Raw genomic sequence first — 23,607 nt, 5'->3', positions numbered from 1 at the left:
CAAAAAGGACAGCACACAGGCTATCCTTTTTGTTGACTAGAATTAGTCTTGGTTTGTCATTTCTGCATATTTTTCTGCAGATAATAACTTTTCTAATTGGCTTTCATCAGAAAGTTCAATTTTAACCATCCATGCACCTTCGTACGGAGATTCGTTAACAAGCTCTGGTTGGTCACTTAATTCTTCGTTTACTGCTACAACTTTACCACTTACAGGTGCGTATAATTCAGAAACTGTTTTAACAGATTCTACGCTTCCGAATGGCTCGTCAGCTTCAAGTGTTGCACCTACTTCAGGAAGTTCAACGAATACGATATCGCCTAACTCGCTTTGTGCAAAATGAGTAATACCGATAACAACTTGGTTGCCTTCAGCTTTTACCCATTCGTGTTCTTCAGAGTAACGTAAATGATTTGGAATGCTCATGACTGTACCTCCAGTGAATGTATTAATTATGTAAAAATACCTTATTGGTACTTTTTCCACACACTTTCAAACTGCTCTTCGTTAAAACCAAGTGTTACATTCGTGCCATCTGTTACGATTGGACGTTTAATCAACATGCCATCAGATGCTAAAAGCTCGAACATTTCGTCCTCACTTGCTTCCTTTAACTTATCTTTTAAGCCAAGTTCACGGTAACGCATTCCACTTGTATTAAAGAATTTTTTTAATGGCAATTCACTTTTCGCATGTAAATTACGCAAATCTTCTTTTGACGGTGGATTTTCAACAATATGAACCATTTCATATGCTACATCGTTTGCCTCAAACCATTTTTTCGCTTTTTGACATGTGCCACACTTTGGATATGAATAAAATGTTACTGTCATAAATTCACCTACTTTTTGCTAACCTTTATCTTTATCATATAGAAAACGTTTTATTATTTCAAACGATTCTTTTCTAAACTTTGACTTATTTCGTCACAATTTTCGTTTGTCCTGCAAATTTTCCCTATTTTCCGCCATTTCTATATATAAAATTTTTTTCCTCTCATTTCGTTTTCATTTAAAAATCGAACATATATGTTAAACAAACGTTTGATTAGTAGATTAACTACTCCAAAAGCGAACATACGTCTTAAACAAACGTTTATTTAAAAAGAAAAAATAAGAAGCCCTCTACAGAGGCTCCTCATTATCTATTCAAATAATCTGCAATTGTTTGAAATACTACGATATACATATTATGAATACTTTCGTCTGCATTACCACCGTTCGTTAAACCAATTCCCCATTGTTGCCCTTCGCCACTTCCAATATTTGCGAAACCTTGCGTGTACATAGCATTCGCATCTTTCGGGGCGTTATTATACTCCATATTCTTTTTAAGAAAAATCGAATACGATTTATCTTGTAAGCCAATAAAAAACACTGGTTTCTTTAACGATAAAAACAAGTCTTTATATTGCTCTTTCGACGCTTCTTGAAAGTACTCTTTCATTATAAGAAAACCATCTACTTCTCCGGATTTCTTTTTCATTTCGTTTAATTTTATGTTTTCAAACTTTATATTTCTAAACGTATCTTTCGGATTTTCACCAACAACTCCAATTACGAGTGCTCTCCCGTTATATTCTAATTTCTCTCCTTCTTTATCCTTTGCACATCCAGCACCCACTAGACATAACAATATAAAAACGAAAAAATAAAAGAAACGCTTCATTTAGCACCCTCCCCTTATTAAGTCAATTGACAAAAATGTAAGGTAAATTCAAGAAAATGTAAGTAAAATCGATAGCTCATTTAGAGTTTCTATATTATAATCAACTGGGTTTACTTACATTACTAAATACTAGGAGATACTCATGAAAAAATATAAATTTTCATCTTTTGTTCCATTAAGTTATATACTTCTACTCGTACTCGTAAGTCCCCTGTACGATGTATTAAATAAATCTACTGTTCACGCTGTAAACGTTACAACTGTAGTAGATGATTGGATTCCGTTTGTAAAAGTATTTATTATTCCTTATTTGCTGTGGTTTCCATACTTATACGGTGCACTTATTTATTACTGCTTTGCTGATCGAAAGCAATATTATGTCACTTTAAGTAGTGTAATTCTTGGAAAGCTTGCTTGTTTTTCTATTTATTACTTTTGGCAAACGACTGTACCGCGTCCAACCATCGTTGGAACAGACGTATTTTCCGAACTAGTTCGCTATATTTATAGCATTGATCAACCCGTAAACTGTTTCCCTAGCATTCATGTGCTTACAACATTTGTCATTATGTTAGCTGCCTTTAAACGACGAGAACAACATGTTTTTGAATATTATATTCTTACTTTCTTTGGTACACTCATCATTTTATCAACGCTATTTACGAAACAGCATGCATTCGTAGATGCCGTTTCTGGAATGACGCTAGCAAGCATACTATATTTTGATATTCAGCTAGTATTAGTAAAAGAGACGGTGACAGTACCGGTAAAACAAAATCATAAAATGTAAACAAAAAAGCAGACTGTGGCTTCTTCAGTCTGCTTTTATCTATTGTAAAGGAGATTTTTAAGTGCAATACATTGTTTGACGATTAAGATTGTGGCACAGTCATATCGCCAGAATGAATTCGACCCGCTTTTTTTAATGCGATATATATTATATAAGAAACAGCTACTGGGATTACGATATAAGTGATAACCATCGCCGGTACAACACCGAACCCTTGGCTAGAAATTAAATTAATTGGTGCAATCAGAGAACTTAATCCAAGACCTGCAATTTCTTTACCTGCTTCTAGCTGGAAAATCAATGCAGATACAGGGCCCACAATGGCACTGGCGACGACAGTTGGGACGAGAATCATTGGATTTTTAGTAATGTTCGGCAATTGGACTTTCGGAGTACAAAGTGCCTGTGCTAAAATACCACCTAAATTGTTTTCTTTTGCTGAGATAACAGAGAATCCAATAAATTGAGCGACGCATCCTGCAAGTGCTGCACCGCCTGCAACGCCGTCTAGGCTAAGTGCAATCGCTAAAGCTGCTGATGACGCTGGTGAGATTAGTAACAGTCCCCAAACAACCGCAAGTACGATAGAAGCAATAAATGGACTACCAGCTGAACTATCTTTAATAAATGCACCAACTGTATTTAAAACAGGACTAATATTTTGAGATAACCAAATGCCGACTATACCAGAACCTAATATTGCTGCAAATGGAACGAGCATCATATCTAAAGCTGTTTTTCCGCTTAATCGTTTACCGATATAAACTGCTAAAGTTGCTGTTAATAATGCACCGATTGGTTCACCAGTTTTAATGATTAGACCAGCTTCAGTAATCGAAATGGATCCTGCTCCAATCGCCCCGGCAACCATCGCTGAGAAAATGACAAGGCCGTTCGCTCCAAGCATAAAAGCAATCCCTGCTCCAATTGCTGGTGCCATCAGTGATTTCGCAACAACTCCAATTGTAATTAACATCGGAATATCAACAATTCTTCCAATATTTTCGATAAGTAAACCAATTCCAAGGGATACGAAAATACCTTGTGCAATTCCGGCAGAACCTTTAAAGACACGAGACATTATATATTCCTTCATCTGCTTCACCTTCTCCTAGTTTAGTAGCCAATTATTTTCATATAGTCACGTAAAATATCATTTGATTGTGCAAATCGGCCTTCTTCAGCTTCTGTTAAGTTTAGTTCAACGACTTCTTTCACACCATCTCTTGTAATAATTGCTGGTACACCTGTGCAAATATTATATTCACCATACTCACCATCTAAAATGGCTGAAACAGCAATTACACGGTGATCATCATTAAAGATTGAGCGTGCGATATAAGCTAGTGAGTTACCAATGCCGTAATAAGTAGTTCCTTTACGTTTATAAATTTCCCAACCAGCTTTTGCAGTTTTTTCTACAATTTCATCTAAGTTAATCTCGCCAAAACGCTCTTTTTGTTCATCTAAAATTTGTAAGATTGGTTTCCCACCAACTGTAACATGAGACCAAGCAACCATTTGGGAATCACCATGCTCACCTAATGAGTAACCGTCAATACTACGAGGGTCCACTTCAAGCATTTCAGATAAAATTGTTCTTAAACGTGAAGAGTCTAAAGATGTTCCTGTACCAAGCACACGATTTCTTGATAATCCAGACAATTTCCAAACTTGATAAGTAATAATATCAACTGGGTTTGATGCGATTAAGAAAATGCCATCAAATCCACTTTCCATTACACCTGCTACAACACTTTCCATAATCTTTGCGCTTGCTCCTAGAGTATCCAAACGACTTTGTCCTGGTTTTGGGGCTGGGCCTGCTGTAATAATCACAATGTCCATATCTTTGCAGTCTTCATAAGTACCTGCATATACTTTTGTTCTTGTATTTGTAAAGTTAATGCAATGTGATAAATCCATCGCTTCTCCAACTGCACGTTCATGATTTATATCAATTAATACTAACTCTTCGCAGACGCCTTGATTCACAATTGAATACGCACAGCTTGATCCAACTAATCCAGTACCAATAATTGCGATTTTTCTTGTGTTTTTATTCATCAGAATCTCTCCTAAGTATTTCTGTAATGTTTTTGTTTGTTCTTTACACTTTTTATTATAGAGATTCTCACTATAGAAACCATAGATTATTTGTGAAATATTGAGCAAAGTTTATGTATATTTTGTGAAACACGCTACTCTGTTTTCGTCATATTTGTTACAACTGGAAAAATATTTTATACATCTTTATTGACATATATATAAAGTGAAACTTTAATCAGTGGGGGTTTTCTTCATCCCCCACTGATTATTAGTTGAACCAATCGGGCTGTTACGGGCAGTTTATCTCCCACCTAACTTCTTTGCTCCCGCCGAATTTTGAGGTGGGAGTATTACTGCCCGTTAATGCGGGATAAATAAAAAAGCGAATGAATATCAGAGGATAATTCACTCGCTTTTTTTATTCATTACTGTGCGCTTAATTGACTTTTCGTTTGCTGAATAACCGCTGGATTTGCAGGAGCAGCTGGCTTATAATGCCCTTTTTGCAATGCATATTTATATACATTACGTTGTCTCATCTCATCCTGGTTTCGAATGTGAATCAGTGTTTGATGTAACTGTTCGTTATTTGACTCTGCTATATAATTCGCATAACTAGTCAAACTAGCATTTAATTCTGATAAATAATCGTTTACCATATCTTTTTCATTCATAATTGGTACCCTCCTAGCCTAAAAAGGACATTAATTGCTGTTTTGTATTTCTTGCAGCTTGCGCATCTTGCTGCAGCATTTGCTTCAATTGAGGATCTGTACACTGCTGTGCATACTGGTCTAATTTGTTCGCAACTGTCGCATGTCCCCCAATAAGATGGCGTAAATTTTCAAGCTCAAGCTCTGTTAAATTTGGCATAATAATTCCCTTCCTTTCTTTGGTCATTCATCATTTAGTATTTATTTATTTTTGGATTGTATGCAGAGAAAAAACCTTAGAATTACTTCTAAGGTTTTTAATATCTTCTTAAAACTAAAATAGATAGTGCATAAGAACTTAACACTCCGGCCAATAAACATGCATTTGCTAATTTATATTGTTCGCTTGTCAATGTATATAGGTTACCAATTAAAAAAATAATTAAGTAAGACAATAAAAAAACAAATAGCGAGATTTTTGCAGCACTCCCAGTAATTTGGTCCCCTCTTTCATCATTTCCTTCTTTCTTTTCAAAACGAGTAGAATAGAATACTCCAATTAACGCTACAATTGATACAATGCTGCCAATTACAATGATCATTCCACTTCCCCCTCTATCGTATATTGAAAGACTTCATGAAATTCCTTGCCAAGAACATGGGCGATTTCAAAAGCTAAAATAAGAGACGGATTGTATCGATTTGCTTCAATAGAAGCTATCGTTTGTCTACTAACACCCACTCGGTTTGCTAATTCCATTTGTGACCAACGTTTCTCTGCCCGAAATACCATCAGATTATTTCGTAACGTTCCTCTCTGATTCATAGAACCTCCATTTTTACATTATTTTCTATATTTTACAGTAATTTATTTTTAACATGTTGTAAATTATTTTTAACATTTTTTCATAACACAAATTACCTTCTAATGAGCAAATTTATCAGTTAAATTTATCCAATCACTTAAAATTTTAGTACAATAGAAATGAAGTAAAACCGAGTGAATATATGTATAAAGTAGGTGCTATATGAGTTGGAATACAATCAACACAAAAGAAGATATTGATAACCTCCTTCATTTATTTGGAGGTTTCCACGATAGTTGTTTGAAAGAATTATATATGTGGACAGATAGCTGTGTAGGTGAGAATTTATCTATGAGGATATCATCTAGTACAAACGTAAGAGTACTTTTTCAAAGACAATATGAGAATCCCTCCGCAATAGAATTACTATTTGAAGGTGTCACACAATTTCATTTAACTCCGCCACCTGAAAATCATGATTCAATCATTTTCGGTGTATCTCTTCTATTACAAAACAATTTATTTTATTGGGCAGATGATATCGGTTGGCAACCTAACAAGGTGCCGCCATATGAAGTAAGCTGGATTTCTGCGAAAAATGTAAAATGGAGAGATGTCAGTTCGTGGATGGGAGATAAAATGAGATATGGAGTAATTAGCGAAGATTAATATATACATAAGGTGACAGTGACGATTCACATATCAATATTTCAGCGTGGTAGACAAAAGTAAATGAAATTTTATCAGCGCAAATCCGAATATATCGGCGATTCAACAAAGGATATCGACGTTCCGACAAAGAACAACAAAAAAGCAATAGCCAAACGTGGCTACTGCTTCCCCTTACTTATTAAACTGTATAACGCTCATCTTCTAAAATCTTCGCTGCAATTTCACGCTTCTTCGGAATTACGTTAAGCGGCGTGTGGCGTGTGAATTTGCGAAGCGCTGATAACATCATGCGTAGCATATCACCATTTTCAACTGCGATAATTGTTTCTTTTGCATCTGCTTCGATTTGGTTGAACGCTTCTTGGCAGAATACTTCTGTGTATAATACTTTTTGTTTATTCTTTTCAAGACCAGTTGCTTTAATTGCTTTTTCTGTACGAAGAACAGCTGATTCCATTGCGTATAAATTGCTTACGATATCCGCGATATTAACAAGAACTTCTTGTTCTTTATCTAATGCTTTACCGTATTTTTGAACAGCTAATCCAGCTACCATTAAACCGATTTTCTTCGCATTATTTACTAAATATTTTTGAAGTGCTAATGGCTCATCGCCTACTTCTTCAGGCATCATCATCATTAACTCTTCTTGTAATTTTTGTGCTTTTTGAAGAAGTGGTAATTCACCTTTCATTGCTTTACGTAAGAACGTACCTGGTACGATTAAGCGGTTAATTTCATTCGTTCCCTCGAAAATACGGTTAATACGAGAATCGCGGTACATTCTTTCAATCTCGTACTCTGCCATAAATCCGTAACCACCATGAATTTGCACGCCTTCATCTACTACATAGTCTAACACTTCAGAACCGAATACTTTATTTAAAGAGCACTCAATTGCATATTCAGCAATAGAAGCTGCAACAGCTTTACCGTCTTTTACTTGCTCTTCTGTTAATGTACTCATATGGCTTTCAAATAAGCCTACTGTACGGTATACGGAGCTTTCAGCTGCATAAATTTTCGCTGCCATATTCGCTAACTTTTCTTGAATTAATGGGAAACGAGCGATTGGTTGTTTAAACTGTTGACGTTGATTTGCATATTGTGCTGAAATTTCTAACGCACGTTTAGAAGAACCAACTGTACCAACACCTAATTTATAACGACCGATATTTAAGATGTTGAACGCGATTACATGACCTTTACCAATTTCACCAAGTACATTTTCTTTCGGTACTAATGCATCTTCTAAAATTAACGTACGAGTTGAAGAACATTTAATACCCATTTTCTTTTCTTCAGGACTTGTAGATACACCTGGATATTCTTTCTCAACGATAAATGCTGTGAAGTGCTCGCCGTCAACTTTTGCATATACAACGAATACATCAGCAAAAGCAGAGTTTGTAATCCATTGTTTTTCACCGTTTAATACATAATGTGTGCCTTCTGCATTTAAACGAGCTGTTGTTCTTGCACCTAATGCATCAGATCCAGATCCTGGCTCAGTTAATGCGTATGCAGCTAATTTTTCACCAGTTGCTAAGGCAGGTAAATATTGTTTCTTTTGCTCTTCGTTACCGAATAAAACGATTGGCAGGGATCCGATTCCAACGTGAGCACCATGTGTAATTGCGAAACCGCCAGCGCGAGAGAATTTCTCTGCAATTAACGCTGAACTTACTTTATCAAGACCGATTCCACCATACTCTTCTGGTACATCAGCACCTAATAGACCAAGTTCTCCTGCCTCTTTTAATAAGCGAACAGAGCGATCAAATTCATGTTGCTCTAAATATTCAAGCTCTGGCAGAACTTCATTTACGATAAAGTCCTCTGTTGTTTTCGCTATCATTTTATGCTCATCGCTGTAATCCTCTGGTGTAAATACTTGATCAATCGTAATCTCATCAACTAAAAAGCTACCGCCCTTAACTGCGCTTCCTACTGTTTTCTCCATGAAAAATTCCTCCTCCATATTTTCATAAGCCGCTTCTCTCGTCTTCAGAGAAGCTGGCTCTCCCTTTGTTTTTTATACCCTTTAGTTACTTCCACTCTTTGTTTATCTAGCCCCGATAGCTAGAATGTTCGGTCATTTCCGTTTTTTATAGTAGCTCAAACACCCCAGCAGCTCCCATTCCGCCGCCGATACACATTGTTACGATACCGAATTGCTCGTTGCGGCGTTTCATCTCATGAATAAGAGATAATGTTAATTTTGCTCCTGTACAACCAAGTGGATGTCCAAGTGCGATTGCACCGCCGTTTACATTTATCTTTTCTTCGTCTAGACCAAGTTCACGAATAACTTGGATCGATTGAGATGCGAATGCTTCATTTAGCTCAAATAAACCGATATCAGATAGCTCTAATCCTGCTAATCTTAACGCTTTTGGAATTGCTGCGATTGGCCCAATTCCCATTACTTCTGGTGGTACACCCGCTACCGCAAATGAACGGAATTTTGCAAGTGGCTTCATGCCATCACTCACTGCTTTTTCACGGTCCATTAGAAGAACGGATGCTGCTCCATCACTCATTTGTGAAGAATTACCAGCCGTTACAGAACCGCGAACGTTAAATGCTGGACGTAATTTCCCTAAGATATCTAATGTCGTATCTGCTCTTACGCCTTCATCTTGTGAGAAGGTAATCATTTCTTCTTGAATTTTATTATTTGCTCCAACAGTTCGAAGCGTTACATCGATAGGTACTGTTTCATCAGCAAATTTCCCTTCAGCTAGAGCTTTCGCTGCGCGCTGATGACTTCTTACCGCAAATGCATCTTGCTCTTCTCGAGAAATTCCATATTTCACAGCAACTTGCTCTGCTGTATGTCCCATGCCCATATAATATTCTGGAGCCGCTTCTACAAGTCGGCTATTCGGACGAACAACGTGCCCCATCATTGGAACTAAACTCATTGATTCAGCTCCGCCAGATAATACAGCTTCAGAATGACCAAGCATAATGCGCTCTGCACCGTAAGCGATACTTTGCAAACCTGAAGAACAGTAGCGATTAATTGTAATAGCCGGAACATCGTAAGAAAGTCCTGCTAATCCGCCGATATTACGCGCCATATTTAAGCCTTGTTCTGCTTCTGGCATCGCACAACCAAAAATTAAATCATCAATTGGTCCTTCATAGTTATTCGCACGCTTTAACGTTTCTTTTACTACTAATGCTCCTAAATCATCAGGACGAACTGTTTTTAATGAACCTCTCTTTGCCTTACCAATTGGCGTTCTTGCTCCCGCAACAATGACAGCTTCTCTCATGAACGATATCTCCCCTCGTTATTAGTTACGTAATGGCTTTCCTTTTACAAGCATGTGCTGCATTCTTGCTTGTGATTTCATCTCACTTACTAAGCTAATAAATGCTTCACGTTCTACATCTAATAAGTATTGCTCATCAACTTCTGTTCCGTACGGCACTTTTCCACCAGCAATGACATATGCGAGCTTTTTCGCAATGTGTAAGTCATACTCGGAAATGTAACCAGATAAGTGCATTGCTTCTGCTCCAAGTAAAAGCGTCGCATATCCTGTCTCACCAACAACCGGTATCTTTTTACGAATCGGTGCTTTATAACCCGCTTCATATAAAGCAAGAGCTTTTTGTTTTGCATCGTATAGTAAGTGATCACCATTCACACTAATACCATCTTTATCGCCTAAGAAGTTGCGAGAAACAGCCTCTTGTGCAGATGTTGAAACTTTTGCCATCGCAACTGATTCAAACACTTTATTCGCAACTTTTTGTAGGTCAAACTCTACACCGTTTGCCATCTTGTTTAAATGTTTAATATATAGTTCTTTGTTACCGCCACCGCCAGGGATTAAACCAACGCCAACTTCTACTAATCCCATGTACGTTTCGCTAGAAGCTTGAATGCTAGCTGCTGGTAAACAAACTTCTGTACCGCCACCAAGCGTCATGCCATATGGCGCTGCAACGACCGGCTTAGAGCTGTACTTAATTTTTGTCATTGCATCTTGGAAGTTCTTCACAACCCACTCAATTTCAAAGTAGTTGTCATCTTGTGCTTCCATTAAGATCATCGCAAGGTTTGCACCAACGCAGAAGTTCTTAGATTGGTTTCCGATAACAAGCCCTTTATAATTTTTTTCTACTTCATCAACAGCGTAATTAATCATTTGCGTAATATCCATACCAATTGCATTGCTCTTCGAATGGAATTCTAAGCAAAGGATGCCATCTCCTAAATCGATTAAGCTTGCACCGCTATTTTTCTTTAGTACGCCATTTTTCTCTTTTAATTGTTTAAGGGAAATTGCTTTTTTATTACGTTCAATCAATTTGTATTCGCCGTTATCATAGTAATAGCTTTCGCCGTTATCATGTTTATAGAAAGTACTAAATCCTTTCTCTAACATGTCTTTCACCCATGCCGGAACAATTTTTCCGTTCTCTTCCATCTTCTGAACGGATTTTTCTACGCCAATTGCATCCCAAATTTCAAACGGTCCTTGCTCCCAGCCAAATCCCCATTTCATCGCTTGGTCAATTGCAACGATATCGTCAGCAATTTCTTTATGAAGCTTTGCAGAGTATAAAAGAGTTGGTGTAATGATGTTCCATAACAACTCTCCTGCGCGATCTTTCGCGTATACAAGCGCTTTCAATTTGTTCGCTAATCCTTTTTCTTGTTTGCTTAACTCTACGGAAGCAGCTTTTAATTTTTTACGCGCTTCGTATTCCATCGTTTCAGGATTTAATTCTAAAATTTCTTTTCCTTGTTTTAAGAAGAAGCCTTGACCAGTTTTACTTCCAAGCCATTTTTTCTCAAGCATGTCATGCATGAAAGCTGGTACTTTAAATACATCGCGCTCTTCTTCTTGTACATTTTCATATACATTGTTCGCAACATGAACGAATGTATCTAAACCAACAACATCTAACGTGCGGAACGTTGCACTCTTCGGACGACCAATTAACGGACCTGTTACAGAATCAACTTCCCCAACGCTATAACCGCGCTTAATCATTTCTTGCAATGTTACAAGTAATCCGTACGTACCGATGCGGTTTCCAATAAAGTTAGGTGTATCTTTTGCGATAACAACGCCTTTTCCAAGAACGTCTTCACCAAATAATTTCATAAAGTTTAACACTTGTGGATCTGTTTCCTTTGTCGGTATAATCTCTAGAAGTTTTAAATAACGTGGTGGGTTAAAGAAGTGCGTTCCTAAGAAGTGTTTTTGGAAGTCATCTGAACGACCTTCTGCCATTTTTTCAACTGAAATACCTGATGTATTTGAACTCACAATCGAGCCAGGTTTACGAACAGCATCTACTTTTTCAAATAATTTCTTTTTAATATCTAAGTTTTCAACAACAACCTCAATAATCCAATCTACATCAGCAAGACGCTCAAGGTCATCTTCTAAATTCCCTGCTTCAATCAGCGCTAAATTATCTTTCACCGTAAGAGGAGCTGGCTTTTGCTTTACTAATTTTTGCAGTGCCCCGTTACTAAAACGATTTCTCACACTTTTATGTTCTAATGTAAGCCCCTTCGCTTCCTCTTCTTTCGTAAGCGCCTGTGGCACAATATCAAGCAGTAATGTTGGTATACCGATATTGGCTAAATGTGCAGCAATCCCTGAGCCCATTACGCCAGAACCGAGAACAGCAGCCTTTTTAATTTGGAACATTCATTTCTCCCCCTATTCTTGAATGAATGCTCATTCAATTTTTCGACATAAGTCGCAATCAATGAGTGAGCCTCTACTAATAAATATATGATACTGTTTAAATTTTCGCAATATATTTATTGATAAAATTTTCTGAAATAAATACTTTTCTTTTATTCGGTTACCCTATAACTGTGTATTTTCGCGATAAAATACGCTTTTTCCTTTTTTAGAATTTGACGAAAGCGGAGGAATATATATGGGAAAACTTAAGAAAGACCCTTCAAAAGCAGGTGTTAGCGCAGCAAGTGTAACAGGAAATGCAGGACCAGTAGATCGCGGTATCGAAAAAGGTCGCCAAGGTAACAACCAGCAATACAAAAAGCATAACATGGGTGAAAAATAATCCTATATGTGCTTGTTCAAAAAGGAGGATAAAGAGAGCCGAGCAGTTCGAGGCGCGGAAGCCGGGAGGATACGGAGTGTAGCTGGAACTACATGAGTACCGGACTGGCGACGTAACGAAGAAATGCGAAAGCTATCTTTACCGGACTTTTTGAACTTCCGCTATATTTTTGGGCAGAGAACGTGGCATAATGAGTATTGGGCTGCTTCTCTGCCCAATTTATTTGTATACATAAGTAAAAGAGGGACTAAGTAATGAAACGAACAATAATCATGATTGTGATGATTGCTACACTGTTTACAAGTATGATCTTCTGCTCTTATGCAAACAGGCAAAAAGACGTAAGAGCTAATCAGCCTGCTATTACAGGCAAATACGCCATTACAATTGATGCCAATACTGGCGAAATTCTATATGGAAAACGTGAACAAGAGCGCTCTTATCCAGCAAGTATAGCAAAGATGATGACAACTCTTCTATTATTAGAGAATGTGAAAAAAGATGAAGAAATTACAATCACAAAGAACGCGATAAAAACAGAGAGTCAAAGTAAGAAAATTAAGCTTCGTGCCGGCGAAAAATTAAAAAGAGATGAAGCGCTGAAACTGATGCTCATCATCAGTGCCGATCCCATTTCTGAATCCATTGCGGAACATATTGCAGGATCAAAAGAGGAATTTGTAAAAATGATGAATGCGAGGGCCAAAGAGCTCGGAACAAAGCATGCGACTTTTAAAAATGCGAGCGGAGCTGATGCAATGGGCAATAAAGTATCCCCTTATGACATCGCAATCATTACAAAAGAAGCATTGAAGTATCCGATTGTGCTAGATTATATGAACACAACGCGCACAACATTACATACTTCACAGCGGTCTCCAAAAATCGCAAACTATGGCCGCGAAGAACTTTACGATGACCCATATGCAATTGGAAGTAAAAGTGGTTTATCTGCTTTAGGAAAATATACGGTCGTAACAGTCGATGAAAAAAATGGTAAACGAGTTATTAACGTTGTACTGTCTTCTACTCGTACTCAGTTATATCCAGATACGAAAAAGATGGCACATTACGCATTCAAGCAATTAAAATAACCAAGGAGTATTTTTCTCCTTGGTTATTTTTTAATCATTCCTTTTAAAACGAACGCAACGTTTGCTGGGCGTTCTGCTAGGCGACGCATGAAATAGCCGTACCAGTCATTTCCATATGGCACGTAAACACGCATTTTGTAGCCCTCTTTTACAAGCTCAAGTTGACGTTCTGTACGAATACCATATAGCATTTGGAATTCAAATTGATCACGTGAAATATTATGTTCTTCGGCAAGTTTCTTCGTATATTCAATAATCGCCTCATCGTGTGAAGCAATTGCAGTATAATTTCCATTTAATAAGTGCATTTTAATAATTTTTTTATAATTGTCATCTACATCTTTCTTGTCCGGGAACGCAACTTCTTCAGGCTCTTTATAAGCACCTTTTACAAGACGTAAATTTGGGCTATATGCATTTAAATCTTCAATATCCTTTTCTGTACGATATAGGTACGCTTGAATAACAGTACCGATATTATCGTATTCGGATTTTAATTGCTTAAAGATATCAATTGTTTTCCCGCAACGCGTATAGTCTTCCATATCAATCGTAACAAACACACCGTTTTCTTTTGCAGCTTCTAAAATGCGGCGCATATTATTCATTACGATTTCATCTGAGATATCTAATCCCATAGAAGTCATTTTTAAAGAAAGCTGTGAATCAAGTTTTTCTCGTCCAATTGCGCGAATTGCTTCAATCGATTGGCTCGCCATTTCATTTGCTTCTGCTTCATTATCAACGAACTCACCTAAATAATCGATTGTTACACAAAGGCCTTGCTTGTTTAATTGTTTAATAGCTGCAGCAGCTAAATCAATTGTCTCCCCTGCGACAAAGCGCCCTGCACCAAAGCGTAAACCGTACTTTTTAGCCAGTTTTGTTAACGCTTTATTTTTTGATAAAAAAAGAAACGAATTGCGCATTAATTGTTCCATGTAATTCACCCCTATGACTGTACTTTATCTGTTTTTTACCCCTCTTCAAAATTATATCATTGTTTAAAATTATTTGATACAAATAATTATTTAGATAATTTATAAAATACTATAAAAATGTTTAAAAGCCTATAATGTCGCTTTTAAATATTTTAAAAAAATTTTCGATATTTAAAAAGAAACTAGAAAAACAAGTGAATAACTAACCTAAAAATAAAAATTCGACACTACTCGTCATACCTCTTACTTCCCTCTATAAATTATATAAAAATATTAACGTAACTGAAGATGAATACAAATATAAGACCCTGAGTGCACTTAATTCACTCCTATAAAAATTAAGTAGTGTAAAAGGTAAGAGAAGATTTCTGTTGAAATAAGCATAGAAAGTATAAAAACATAAGATCCCAGTTTCACTTAAAGGTACTCATCTGCATAGCACATACAATTTTGTCGGGATGGAAATTTATAATTTGGAGTGTGAAAAATGACAGAAAGAATGAGTGCACAACAAGTTCAGATTAAACCTTGGAACGAAGCCAACCTTACTTTACTTCGTCTTATGAATACACCTGAGATGTTAGAATACCTAGGAGGTCCTGAAACCGAAGAACAACTCCTTGCCCGTCACGAACGATACCTTAAGATTAGTAGACTTGGGACCGGACGTATGTTTAACATCGTCCTACTCCCGCAACTCGAAATTGTTGGTAGTGTTGGCTATTGGGACAACTACTGGCAAGAAGAAACCGTGTACGAAATTGGATGGAGTGTCCTACCAGCATTTCAAGGTAGAGGAATCGCAACAAAAGCCATTGAACAAGCTATCACTCATGCTAGAATGGACCAAAAGCACAGATTCATTCATGCTTTTCCTTCCATCCGTAATCCTGCTTCAAACGCTATTTGCAAAAAACTCGGCTTCTTATTTATTAGTGAGTGTGATTTTGAATATCCGCCAGGGAGTATCATGCAATGCAATGACTGGCGTTTAGAAATAACTCCGACACCATAAAGCAATTCCTTTATAGATAGTTATTTTGTTGGATAAAGTGAAACTTTAATCAGCCCTCACCAATCGGACCTTTACGGGCAGCCGAATAAATTAAAAGCTTGAGGTCTATTCACCCTCAAGCTTTTTTTAGTAGCCATTCACATACTTTTCCAAGTTATCAGCTCTTATTTATCTTTTCGATGTTCTTCATTTAGTCTTTTAATATCCGCAATTAAGTTCACCATTTCTTCTTTTCCATCTGGATACGTCTCATTCCAATGCTTAACTAAAGCTGGCATCGTCTTGGCAATGTAAGAGTACAGCGCCCACTTTTGCACCTGTTCTTTTCGTTCTTGACTGCTTTCTCCTAGCAATAATTCCGTATACTTTTCAAGTAAGCCATCAAACTGCTCATTAAATTTGTTGTTCATCTCTTCTGCCTCCTTCCTGCACCTTCACCATCCATAATAAAAAAGTGTATCACGGCCACCACTGTCTTGCCTAATTTATCCATACAAAAAAGCAGCGAAATCCGCTGCTTTTCTCTTATAATTTCGAACGAACAGAATTTAATTTTTTCTCCATCGTACTTTCTTTATCACGACGGTCATCAATACGAATTGTTGTCGCTACACGCTTTGCACCTTTTGTATATGGTACCTCATGCATTTGTTGAATCACCTCGAGTAATACAGGAAGCTCTCCTTCAATTACTGTATTCATCGGTGTTAATTGATACTTCACGCGATCCGCATTTTTCTCTAACACTTTTTGTACTTCTGCTACGTATTCACTTACGCTTGTATTACCTGTTCCAACTGGAATAATCGATACATCAACAATTGCCATGATCGTTTCCCTCCTATATTTGCTTCATTTCTATTGTACAAAACTCTCTCCGACTTTACTAACCATAACTATACTTTTAATTTATTTTTCATAATATGCTTATTCGCAGTAATCCTTCTCCATCTGTTGTGCATATATTGATGTTACCCTTTTTTAATCACCTTATCCCTTTGAAAGGAAGTGGACACATGAAAAAGTTGTTTCTTACTTTATTAGCTATTCCTCTTCTATTTGGAACGACAGCGTGCGACATATGGCAGAAGGATCCAAAACCAGTGGAAAAACCTGAACCGAAGCCAGAACCAGCACCTAAACCAACCCCAACGCCTAGTCCAACCCCACAACCTACCCCAACTCCACCACCTAATCCAACTCCACCACCAGCTTCAGTAGATACAGCACAAATTATGCAAAAGCTAGTAAATGCAATTAACTCAGTTGGCAGTTCAAATGGCATTAGCATTAGCAACGTTAAACTCTTTACGGAAACAGCACAAATCGCAACATATAACGGAATATTTAATACCAGATTTGGATTAGGCGTTTCCATTTATAAAGCAACTGGTGGTATTGCGGCTGTTGCTATCGCTGGGTCCGGTACATCTAAAGAAGAAATCGATGCCTTTTATTCTACAATAAAGACTGTTATTCACTCTATTGATTCATCTCTAAGCGAGCAAGATTTAAATACCATATTAGAAAAACTCGGTTCAAAAGATTACTTTCAAACAAAGCAGTTCTCAACTCAAGCAATTAACGGTACATTAACTGTTACTGAAAACAATGGTGCACTTATGTTCAAGGCACTTCATAATTAAATAGACAAGAAAGAATAGGGTCCATTCGGGCTCTATTCTTTCTTTTTCCTGGTTAAAAAGTGAAGCACTTGTGTAAATGCATATACTTCTTTATTCTTAGTATAGATATAGAATCTATCTTGTTCGGGAGGCATTATGTTACAAAAATTCGGTTTCTCACAATATGAAAGCCAGGCATATGAAGTCGTAGTCTCAAGCGTTGAGCCACTAGATGCAACAACCATTGTAAAACATTCAGGTGTTCCAAAGGCAAAAATATATGAGGTATTAGCGCGCCTCATCGATAAAGGAATGGTCATGGATTCCGTCTCAGAAAAGAAAAAGTTATATACCGCCCTGCCACTAGACCTTGCTATTCAAAAATTAACGACAGAGTTTCAATCAAATATTAAAGAACTTCAAACAAACATTTCAAAAAGATCCTTCACAGATGACCGCGTTTGGAGTTTAAAAATGCAATCTTCTATTCAAATACAAAGTAAACAATTAGTAGAAGAAGCGAAACACTCTATCCGTATTTCCGCTTGGAATGATACATTTTTGGAGTATCTTCCTTTACTTGAAACAAAAACAACACAAGGCGTTGATATTGAGGCACTTGTAGTCGGTAATGTAGAAACAAAACTTGAAAACGTTCATTTTCTTATCCCAACGGAAGAACCTAACGCACTAGAACGCTACTTACTTCTTATTATTGATGATCGTGAAATTTTATTTGCTGGGGTAGAGCAAGAATCATGGCAAGCAATGAAAACAATGTCCCAGCCATTCGTGAAGTTCTTTACAGAGTTCTTCTATCATGATGTTGCTCTTGCAAAAATTACACAGAAGCATAACGATCTTTTTATGAATGATGAAGAGATACGAAGCATTTTAATGAAGTTGAGATATTAAAAATAGCAAAGGAGCTGTCCTTTGCTATTTTTCGTTTTGCTGCTTTATCTCCTCCAGCAATCTGATGATCTTTTCATTTTGTTTTAATTGCTCTTCAGAATTGATATACATAAGCCGAATCCATCGAAAAACGAATACAATTAAAAGAATAGGGATTAACGTCAAAAAAGTTCCTATACTAGATACCATTGTATTCATCATATCTATCACTCCTTTTTAGTGAACTTTCTATTAATTAACAATATTTTACATAATCCCAACAAAAAAAGAACCTATCAAACGATAGATTCTTTCTTTGCCACATGAGTAGATTGTCCTCTCGTAATTGAGAAAATTGCACAAAGTAATGCTAAAATCACAAAACCGCCGCCTACCCAAGCATTATATATAACAGACGATTGTTCAATAACAGCTCCGCCCACTGTTGAGCCAAGTGCGATACCTAAATGAAGCGCTGAGTTATTTAAACTTTGTTGAATACCCGCTGATTCCGGTGCAATTTCAATTAAATAGTTTTGCTGAGCTGGTGAAATCGCCCAGCTTAACATGCTCCAAAGTCCCATCATGATGATAAATAACGGGAATGAGAATGTCATCATCGGCAAGATAAAGATGGCACATGCAAAGACGATAATAATAGAGATAATACTTTTCTTCGATCCCCATTTATCTGCAAGCCAACCACCAAATCCGCCGCCGATTACTGCTGCAATACCAAAAATAAAGTAAAACACGCTAATCCAGTTTGCTTCCACATGCATCACATCTTTTAGAAACGGTGTTAAATATGCATACAGTGTTAAATGCCCTGTTAAAAATAAGAACGATGTTAACTGTGCACTCACGATTTTTTTATCTTTCAAAGTAGCAATTTGTTCTCTTACAGACAATACAGCTACCGGTGGAACCTTTGTTAAAAATAAAGAGATACTAGCAATTGCTATAACCGTTAATACCGAAATTAAAACAAACGGCGCACGCCATCCGTATGCATTCCCAAGTACAAGACCTAATGGTACACCAAGTACAAGCGACCCGCTAATCCCCATAAAAATAATTCCGATTGCACGTGCACGGAAATGCGGTTCTACTACACTAGATGCTAATGTTACAGATAACGCGATAATAAGTGATCCACTTGCCGCACAAATAACCCTTGAGAACATTAACATTCCGTAATTCACACTAAATGCTGAAATGATATTACCCATTAAGAAAATAGATAATGCCCCGATATATAATGTTTTTCGCTCAATTTTCCCTGTCACCGCTAATAAAATAGGTCCCGATAGAGCAAATACCACCGAGAATATTGTAATAAGTTGACCTGCCGCACTAATAGATACACCTAAATCATTCGCTACTAAATCGAGCGTTCCTCCAATAATTAACTCAACCGTCCCGACTACGAATGCCGCAATGGCTAAAATATATACACGAAAATTCAAGTTTTTCCCCACACTTTCTCTCGTTCACTTTTGGTTACTACAACAATAGTAACCAAAATAACAAAAGCAATCAAGTGTAAATTCTCCTATATGCATTTAGAAATTTTTTACAACTAAAATGAAGAACAAAAATAAGGAAAGATGAAATGGAATTTATCTATTTGCACCACTGCCTTGTCTAATACATATGGATAAATAACATGATTAAATGAGGGGGGTTTTTCAATGTATAGAAATGCCTATCATGGTAACCCAGCACCTATGTTTAGACAAAGAATCACTCTACAACAAGCAAAAGAAATCGCCCTAAAACAAATACCTGGGCAAATTCTACATGTAGACATGGATTTAGAACATGGGGTCTTAGTTTATCCCGCATTAACGGGCAGTAATACTCCCACCTCAAAATTCAGCGAAAGCAAAGAAGGTAGGTGGGAGATAAACTGCCCGTAAAAGCCCGATTCGTTCAACTAATAATCAGTGGGGGATGAAGAAACCCCCCACTGATTAAAGTTTCACTTTATGAAATATTCATTTTGACACCACAAAACAGATTATTCGAGGTAGAAATACTCGCAAAAACAGGAAAAATCTTAAAAATCGAAGAAGAAAATGATTTTGACTAAAACCAAATATTTTCAAGACGATGAAACTCTTACCTCTCATGAATAACAGAATAAAAATAATAAAAAAACGCATGAATGCTCCATGCGTTTTTTATCTATATCATCCTCATTCTTTACACTTGAGTTTCTTTTTTCCTATTTAAATACCAGTAAATTGGTAGTCCTGTAAACACCATGCCAATTGATAAGAAACAGCTTACTGGATCATTAATAATCGCACTTCCAATTACGAATAATGACCCTAAAATCGCTAAAATTGGTACGATTGGGAATAACGGTACGCTGTATGCACGTTCTTTCCCTTTATTGCGTTTTCGTAAAATGAAGACACCGATAAATGTCATTACATAGAAAATATAAATGATAAATACGGAAATCTCAGATAGCTTATTCGGATCACTAATAATCATTAAAATAATTCCTAATATAATTTCAAAAGTAATTGCATTTGCAGGTGTTTTAAATTTCTCATGAGCTTTTGCAATAAACTTAGAAAATGGAAGTTGTCCGCGTTCTGCCATTGACATTGGAATACGCGGGAATGTTAAAATCTTTCCGTTTAAGCAACCGAAAATAGAAATAATAATACCGATACTAATGATTTTTCCGCCATATTCTCCAAGAAGCATACCTGCCGCTGTCGCTGTCGCATTTTCCCCAAGATCTACAATCTTCGTTGCTGGTAACACGTTTAATAATGCCAAATTAATTAATACGTAAGCAGCTGTTACAATTAAAATTCCTACCGTCATTGCCTTCGGTAATAACTTAGTTGGATTTTTCATTTCACCACCGATAGAGGCAAGTAAAATCCAGCCATCATACGCAAATAGCGTTGCTAAAATCGCCATCCCAATACTTTGATTTTCTGATATTGGTACAACTACATTAAAGATATCACTATTCCCTTTCCAAAAACCTAACACAACAATCAATACGATCGGAATCATCTTTCCAACTGTTGTAACGGTTTGGACAATCCCCCCATATTTTGTTCCAATACTATTTACAACACCAAGAAATACAACTGTTCCAATTGCTATCGGTAAATTCCATGATTTATCTAAATAGAAAAAGTTAACCACTAAAGAACTAAAATACAAACCTAATGTCCCAATAATAGCTGGACCATATACAATTGTTTGCATCCAGCCGGATAAATATCCCCAAAAGCTCCCGTAAATTTCCTCTAAATACGTATACAATCCACCATTTTTCGGAATTTGCGCCCCAATTTCAGCTACCGTTAAACCACTAGCTAATGTTAACAATCCACCAATTACCCAAGCGAGAATTGCCATATTAGAACTCCCTGAGTAATCTAGTACGCTCCCTGGCTTCATAAACACACCAGATCCAATAATAGTCCCTACAACGATAGATAGCGCTACAGTTAAACCAATTTTGTTTTTCTCATCATGATGCATACCGCATTTCCTCCTTCCAATTCTAGTGTGATGCAAAAATGAAATAAAAAAACACTCCTCCCTAAAAAAGGGACGAGTGTTATATTCGTGGTTCCACCCTTGTTTAATTGATAAAATAAAACACACTTCACCAATTTCTCAAGTCTAGATAACGGTTTTTGCCGGCAAGCAATTACTAGATGTTCATTCACTGCTGCAGTTCAGAGGTGGTAATCCATTTCTTCGTATTAGGAAGCTCACAGCCAAAGGCTTCCCTCTCTGAGAATCGTAAAAAATTGATCGTGTCCTCATCATCACTTCTTGATGTCGAATTTGGTAGTTATTGTTCATTATATTGAATTTTTAGAAATAATCAATATGTTTTTTTATATAACATACAAAAAATATTTCCTCTTATATTATAACAGAACCTCATATATTTCTCTAATTTCCGATAAAAAAGGACAGATTTCTTTAAGAGAGAAATCTATCCTTAAAATAAGATTTTTAGTGTTTCTTTCGGTTGCCCACACGAAAGAGACTTCTATCAATCGTTTGCATTTTTTCTATATTTCAATTCGCTATTCGCCTTTTTCCATTAAAAATTTACGATCCTTACTTGGAAAATCAACACCTAACTCAGTCAATTGTGCTTTTGCTTTGTCCATAATAACCTTCGCTTTTTCTTTCGTTGCATCATCAAGATTAGCGAATATTTCCTCGTGTTTCTCTTTTTCAAGAAGGTTCACTCCTAGTTCTGACAATTTCTCTTTTGCTTGTTCATGCGTTAATGTTCCTGCTTTTCTTTGCTCCATAATCGCTTTTGCTTTTTCTTTTGTAGCATCATCAAGGTTCGCAAACATTTCTCCTCGCTTCCCTTTTTCAGGAAGATTTACACCTAATTCCGTCAATTTCTCTTTTACTTGCTTATGTGTTAATGTACCGGATTTCTTCTGCTCCATAATTGCTTTTACTTTCTCTTTCGTTGCTTCATCTAGGTTTGCTAGCATTTCACCACGCTTCCCTTTTTCCGGAAGGTTCACACCTAATTCCGCTAATTTCTCTTTTACTTGGTCGTGCGTTAATGTACCGGATTTCTTCTGCTCCATAATCGCTTTTACTTTCTCTTTCGTTGCTTCATCAAGATTCGCAAACATCTCTTCTCGCTTCCCTTTTTCCGGAAGAGTTACACCTATTTCGGCTAATTGCTTTTTGGCGTTTTCCATAATCGTTTGTACTTTTTGTTTTGTTGCTTCATCTAATTTTTGATTCTGATTTCCTTTTGTCGTTTGTTCCGCCTCTGATGTAGTATTTGCATCGTTAGTTGCCGCAAACGCAGGGATACTTGCTCCTCCTATGATTCCTAGTGATAAAGCCCCGGCAGCTACTAAATATCCAACTGTTTTTTTCTTCTTCATAGAAAATTTCCTCCTTCATCTTTTCAAAAACATGTACACTTTCGTATACAATGCATATAATAAAGTCGGTTTCTTAACTTTTCCTTAACTACTTCTAAAAGAAATTCCAATTGTACATATGGTAGCAAACCTTAATTAGAGCGGCTTTCTCATGCCATGGTAAACGGGAAATGTTATAAAACTATAAGAAGAACTATGGTGAACTGCCAAGGGTAGTTCGTATAAAATGGTGAATGAAATTTTATCGGCGATTTTTCAAATATATCGACCACTTCTCACCATATATCAGCGCAAATTCAAATATATCAGCGATTCGACAAAGGGTATCGACCAACCGACAAATAACAACAAAAAACAAGAGCCTCCTAGCTCCTGTTTCCCAACACATAAAAAAAGCCACCCCTAAATT

The 23,607-nt window shown here is 36.8% G+C and carries 27 protein-coding genes and 1 other annotated feature; of the genes, 8 read left to right on the top strand and 19 right to left on the bottom strand.

Annotation, left to right across the window (positions count from 1 at the left end):
• Positions 1–42: 42 nt before the first annotated feature.
• The 3 genes from gcvH to HRG09_RS18675 all read right to left on the bottom strand — a co-directional run bounded on the left by gcvH (position 43) and on the right by HRG09_RS18675 (position 1,668).
• Positions 43–426 (bottom strand): glycine cleavage system protein GcvH, encoded by a 384-nt coding sequence (gene gcvH / locus HRG09_RS18685; protein ID WP_174102381.1) that lies wholly within the window; start codon positions 424–426, stop codon positions 43–45.
• Between the two features lie 41 nt (positions 427–467).
• Positions 468–833, bottom strand: coding sequence for an arsenate reductase family protein (locus tag HRG09_RS18680; RefSeq protein WP_174102380.1), 366 nt, complete (start codon positions 831–833; stop codon positions 468–470).
• A gap of 307 nt (positions 834–1,140) precedes the next feature.
• The gene (locus HRG09_RS18675) at positions 1,141–1,668 is read right to left on the bottom strand and encodes a hypothetical protein (protein WP_174102379.1); all 528 of its coding nucleotides are present in this window, start codon (positions 1,666–1,668) and stop codon (positions 1,141–1,143) included.
• 142 nt (positions 1,669–1,810) lie between these two features.
• Here HRG09_RS18675 and HRG09_RS18670 point away from each other — a divergent pair, with 142 nt between their 5' ends.
• Positions 1,811–2,458: a phosphatase PAP2 family protein gene (locus HRG09_RS18670; protein ID WP_174102378.1), complete on the top strand. Its 648-nt coding sequence runs from the start codon at positions 1,811–1,813 to the stop codon at positions 2,456–2,458.
• An 82-nt stretch (positions 2,459–2,540) separates the two neighbouring features.
• Here the strand turns inward: HRG09_RS18670 and HRG09_RS18665 are convergent, their stop codons facing one another.
• The 6 genes from HRG09_RS18665 to HRG09_RS18640 form a co-directional block, all read right to left on the bottom strand.
• The gene (locus HRG09_RS18665) at positions 2,541–3,554 is read right to left on the bottom strand and encodes a PTS sugar transporter subunit IIC (RefSeq protein ID WP_174102377.1); all 1,014 of its coding nucleotides are present in this window, start codon (positions 3,552–3,554) and stop codon (positions 2,541–2,543) included.
• Between the two features lie 20 nt (positions 3,555–3,574).
• Positions 3,575–4,525 (bottom strand): L-lactate dehydrogenase, encoded by a 951-nt coding sequence (locus HRG09_RS18660; protein WP_174102376.1) that lies wholly within the window; start codon positions 4,523–4,525, stop codon positions 3,575–3,577.
• Positions 4,526–4,932: 407 nt separating this feature from the next.
• Positions 4,933–5,181: a spore coat protein gene (locus tag HRG09_RS18655; protein WP_174102375.1), complete on the bottom strand. Its 249-nt coding sequence runs from the start codon at positions 5,179–5,181 to the stop codon at positions 4,933–4,935.
• Between the two features lie 13 nt (positions 5,182–5,194).
• The gene (locus HRG09_RS18650) at positions 5,195–5,380 is read right to left on the bottom strand and encodes a hypothetical protein (RefSeq protein ID WP_006096499.1); all 186 of its coding nucleotides are present in this window, start codon (positions 5,378–5,380) and stop codon (positions 5,195–5,197) included.
• A gap of 97 nt (positions 5,381–5,477) precedes the next feature.
• The gene (locus tag HRG09_RS18645) at positions 5,478–5,762 is read right to left on the bottom strand and encodes a DUF2178 domain-containing protein (protein WP_174102374.1); all 285 of its coding nucleotides are present in this window, start codon (positions 5,760–5,762) and stop codon (positions 5,478–5,480) included.
• The gene (locus tag HRG09_RS18640) at positions 5,759–5,986 is read right to left on the bottom strand and encodes a helix-turn-helix transcriptional regulator (RefSeq protein ID WP_174102373.1); all 228 of its coding nucleotides are present in this window, start codon (positions 5,984–5,986) and stop codon (positions 5,759–5,761) included. The genes HRG09_RS18645 and HRG09_RS18640 overlap by 4 nt, the downstream gene beginning before the upstream one ends.
• A gap of 202 nt (positions 5,987–6,188) precedes the next feature.
• On the opposite strand from HRG09_RS18640, the gene HRG09_RS18635 reads away from it, so the two are divergent.
• Positions 6,189–6,635, top strand: coding sequence for a hypothetical protein (locus tag HRG09_RS18635; protein ID WP_174102372.1), 447 nt, complete (start codon positions 6,189–6,191; stop codon positions 6,633–6,635).
• 181 nt (positions 6,636–6,816) lie between these two features.
• On the opposite strand, the gene HRG09_RS18630 is transcribed toward HRG09_RS18635, so the two are convergent.
• The 3 genes from HRG09_RS18630 to HRG09_RS18620 form a co-directional block, all read right to left on the bottom strand.
• A complete protein-coding gene (locus tag HRG09_RS18630; RefSeq protein WP_174102371.1) occupies positions 6,817–8,601 on the bottom strand; it encodes an acyl-CoA dehydrogenase family protein in 1,785 nt (594 codons plus the stop codon).
• Positions 8,602–8,746: 145 nt separating this feature from the next.
• Positions 8,747–9,922 carry an acetyl-CoA C-acetyltransferase gene (locus HRG09_RS18625; RefSeq protein WP_174102370.1) on the bottom strand — a complete coding sequence of 392 codons (1,176 nt, stop codon included), beginning with the start codon at positions 9,920–9,922 and terminating at the stop codon, positions 8,747–8,749.
• A 21-nt stretch (positions 9,923–9,943) separates the two neighbouring features.
• Complete coding sequence (locus HRG09_RS18620; protein ID WP_174102369.1) at positions 9,944–12,325, bottom strand: 3-hydroxyacyl-CoA dehydrogenase/enoyl-CoA hydratase family protein; 2,382 nt, start codon at positions 12,323–12,325, stop codon at positions 9,944–9,946.
• A 238-nt stretch (positions 12,326–12,563) separates the two neighbouring features.
• On the opposite strand from HRG09_RS18620, the gene HRG09_RS18615 reads away from it, so the two are divergent.
• Together HRG09_RS18615 and HRG09_RS18610 are read left to right on the top strand one after the other, a co-directional pair.
• Positions 12,564–12,710 carry a YuzL family protein gene (locus HRG09_RS18615; protein WP_174102368.1) on the top strand — a complete coding sequence of 49 codons (147 nt, stop codon included), beginning with the start codon at positions 12,564–12,566 and terminating at the stop codon, positions 12,708–12,710.
• A gap of 254 nt (positions 12,711–12,964) precedes the next feature.
• Entirely contained in the window at positions 12,965–13,804 is an 840-nt protein-coding gene (locus HRG09_RS18610; protein WP_174102367.1) for a D-alanyl-D-alanine carboxypeptidase family protein, read from the top strand.
• Between the two features lie 23 nt (positions 13,805–13,827).
• Here HRG09_RS18610 and HRG09_RS18605 read toward each other — a convergent pair whose 3' ends face one another.
• The gene (locus HRG09_RS18605) at positions 13,828–14,745 is read right to left on the bottom strand and encodes a proline dehydrogenase family protein (protein ID WP_174102366.1); all 918 of its coding nucleotides are present in this window, start codon (positions 14,743–14,745) and stop codon (positions 13,828–13,830) included.
• A 487-nt stretch (positions 14,746–15,232) separates the two neighbouring features.
• Between HRG09_RS18605 and HRG09_RS18600 the strand changes: the two genes are divergently transcribed.
• Positions 15,233–15,760 carry a GNAT family N-acetyltransferase gene (locus tag HRG09_RS18600; protein ID WP_174102365.1) on the top strand — a complete coding sequence of 176 codons (528 nt, stop codon included), beginning with the start codon at positions 15,233–15,235 and terminating at the stop codon, positions 15,758–15,760.
• Between the two features lie 164 nt (positions 15,761–15,924).
• On the opposite strand, the gene HRG09_RS18595 is transcribed toward HRG09_RS18600, so the two are convergent.
• Positions 15,925–16,170, bottom strand: coding sequence for a YusU family protein (locus tag HRG09_RS18595; RefSeq protein ID WP_174102364.1), 246 nt, complete (start codon positions 16,168–16,170; stop codon positions 15,925–15,927).
• 115 nt (positions 16,171–16,285) lie between these two features.
• Positions 16,286–16,588 carry an MTH1187 family thiamine-binding protein gene (locus HRG09_RS18590; RefSeq protein ID WP_174102363.1) on the bottom strand — a complete coding sequence of 101 codons (303 nt, stop codon included), beginning with the start codon at positions 16,586–16,588 and terminating at the stop codon, positions 16,286–16,288.
• Between the two features lie 188 nt (positions 16,589–16,776).
• Between HRG09_RS18590 and HRG09_RS18585 the strand changes: the two genes are divergently transcribed.
• Together HRG09_RS18585 and HRG09_RS18580 are read left to right on the top strand one after the other, a co-directional pair.
• Positions 16,777–17,406 (top strand): adhesin, encoded by a 630-nt coding sequence (locus HRG09_RS18585; RefSeq protein ID WP_174102362.1) that lies wholly within the window; start codon positions 16,777–16,779, stop codon positions 17,404–17,406.
• Between the two features lie 135 nt (positions 17,407–17,541).
• Entirely contained in the window at positions 17,542–18,300 is a 759-nt protein-coding gene (locus HRG09_RS18580) for a TrmB family transcriptional regulator (protein ID WP_174102361.1), read from the top strand.
• Positions 18,301–18,324: 24 nt separating this feature from the next.
• On the opposite strand, the gene HRG09_RS18575 is transcribed toward HRG09_RS18580, so the two are convergent.
• Both HRG09_RS18575 and HRG09_RS18570 read right to left on the bottom strand, forming a co-directional pair.
• Positions 18,325–18,501 (bottom strand): hypothetical protein, encoded by a 177-nt coding sequence (locus HRG09_RS18575; protein ID WP_174102356.1) that lies wholly within the window; start codon positions 18,499–18,501, stop codon positions 18,325–18,327.
• A 74-nt stretch (positions 18,502–18,575) separates the two neighbouring features.
• Complete coding sequence (locus HRG09_RS18570; RefSeq protein ID WP_174102360.1) at positions 18,576–19,748, bottom strand: MFS transporter; 1,173 nt, start codon at positions 19,746–19,748, stop codon at positions 18,576–18,578.
• Positions 19,749–19,973: 225 nt separating this feature from the next.
• On the opposite strand from HRG09_RS18570, the gene HRG09_RS18565 reads away from it, so the two are divergent.
• The gene (locus HRG09_RS18565; protein WP_174102359.1) at positions 19,974–20,201 is read left to right on the top strand and encodes a PepSY domain-containing protein; all 228 of its coding nucleotides are present in this window, start codon (positions 19,974–19,976) and stop codon (positions 20,199–20,201) included.
• 286 nt (positions 20,202–20,487) lie between these two features.
• Here the strand turns inward: HRG09_RS18565 and HRG09_RS18560 are convergent, their stop codons facing one another.
• Positions 20,488–21,801, bottom strand: a complete 1,314-nt coding sequence (locus tag HRG09_RS18560) for an APC family permease (RefSeq protein WP_174102358.1) — start codon at positions 21,799–21,801, stop codon at positions 20,488–20,490.
• A gap of 65 nt (positions 21,802–21,866) precedes the next feature.
• Positions 21,867–22,104, bottom strand: a binding site (T-box leader).
• Between the two features lie 257 nt (positions 22,105–22,361).
• Positions 22,362–23,198 carry a hypothetical protein gene (locus HRG09_RS18555; RefSeq protein ID WP_174102357.1) on the bottom strand — a complete coding sequence of 279 codons (837 nt, stop codon included), beginning with the start codon at positions 23,196–23,198 and terminating at the stop codon, positions 22,362–22,364.
• Positions 23,199–23,607: the final 409 nt, after the last annotated feature.

The organism is Bacillus sp. Xin1 (assembly GCF_013314535.1).
Classification (GTDB): domain Bacteria; phylum Bacillota; class Bacilli; order Bacillales; family Bacillaceae_G; genus Bacillus_A.
The sequence above is the reverse complement of the archived record's forward strand: the minus strand, read 5'-3'. Positions and strand labels throughout refer to the sequence as shown.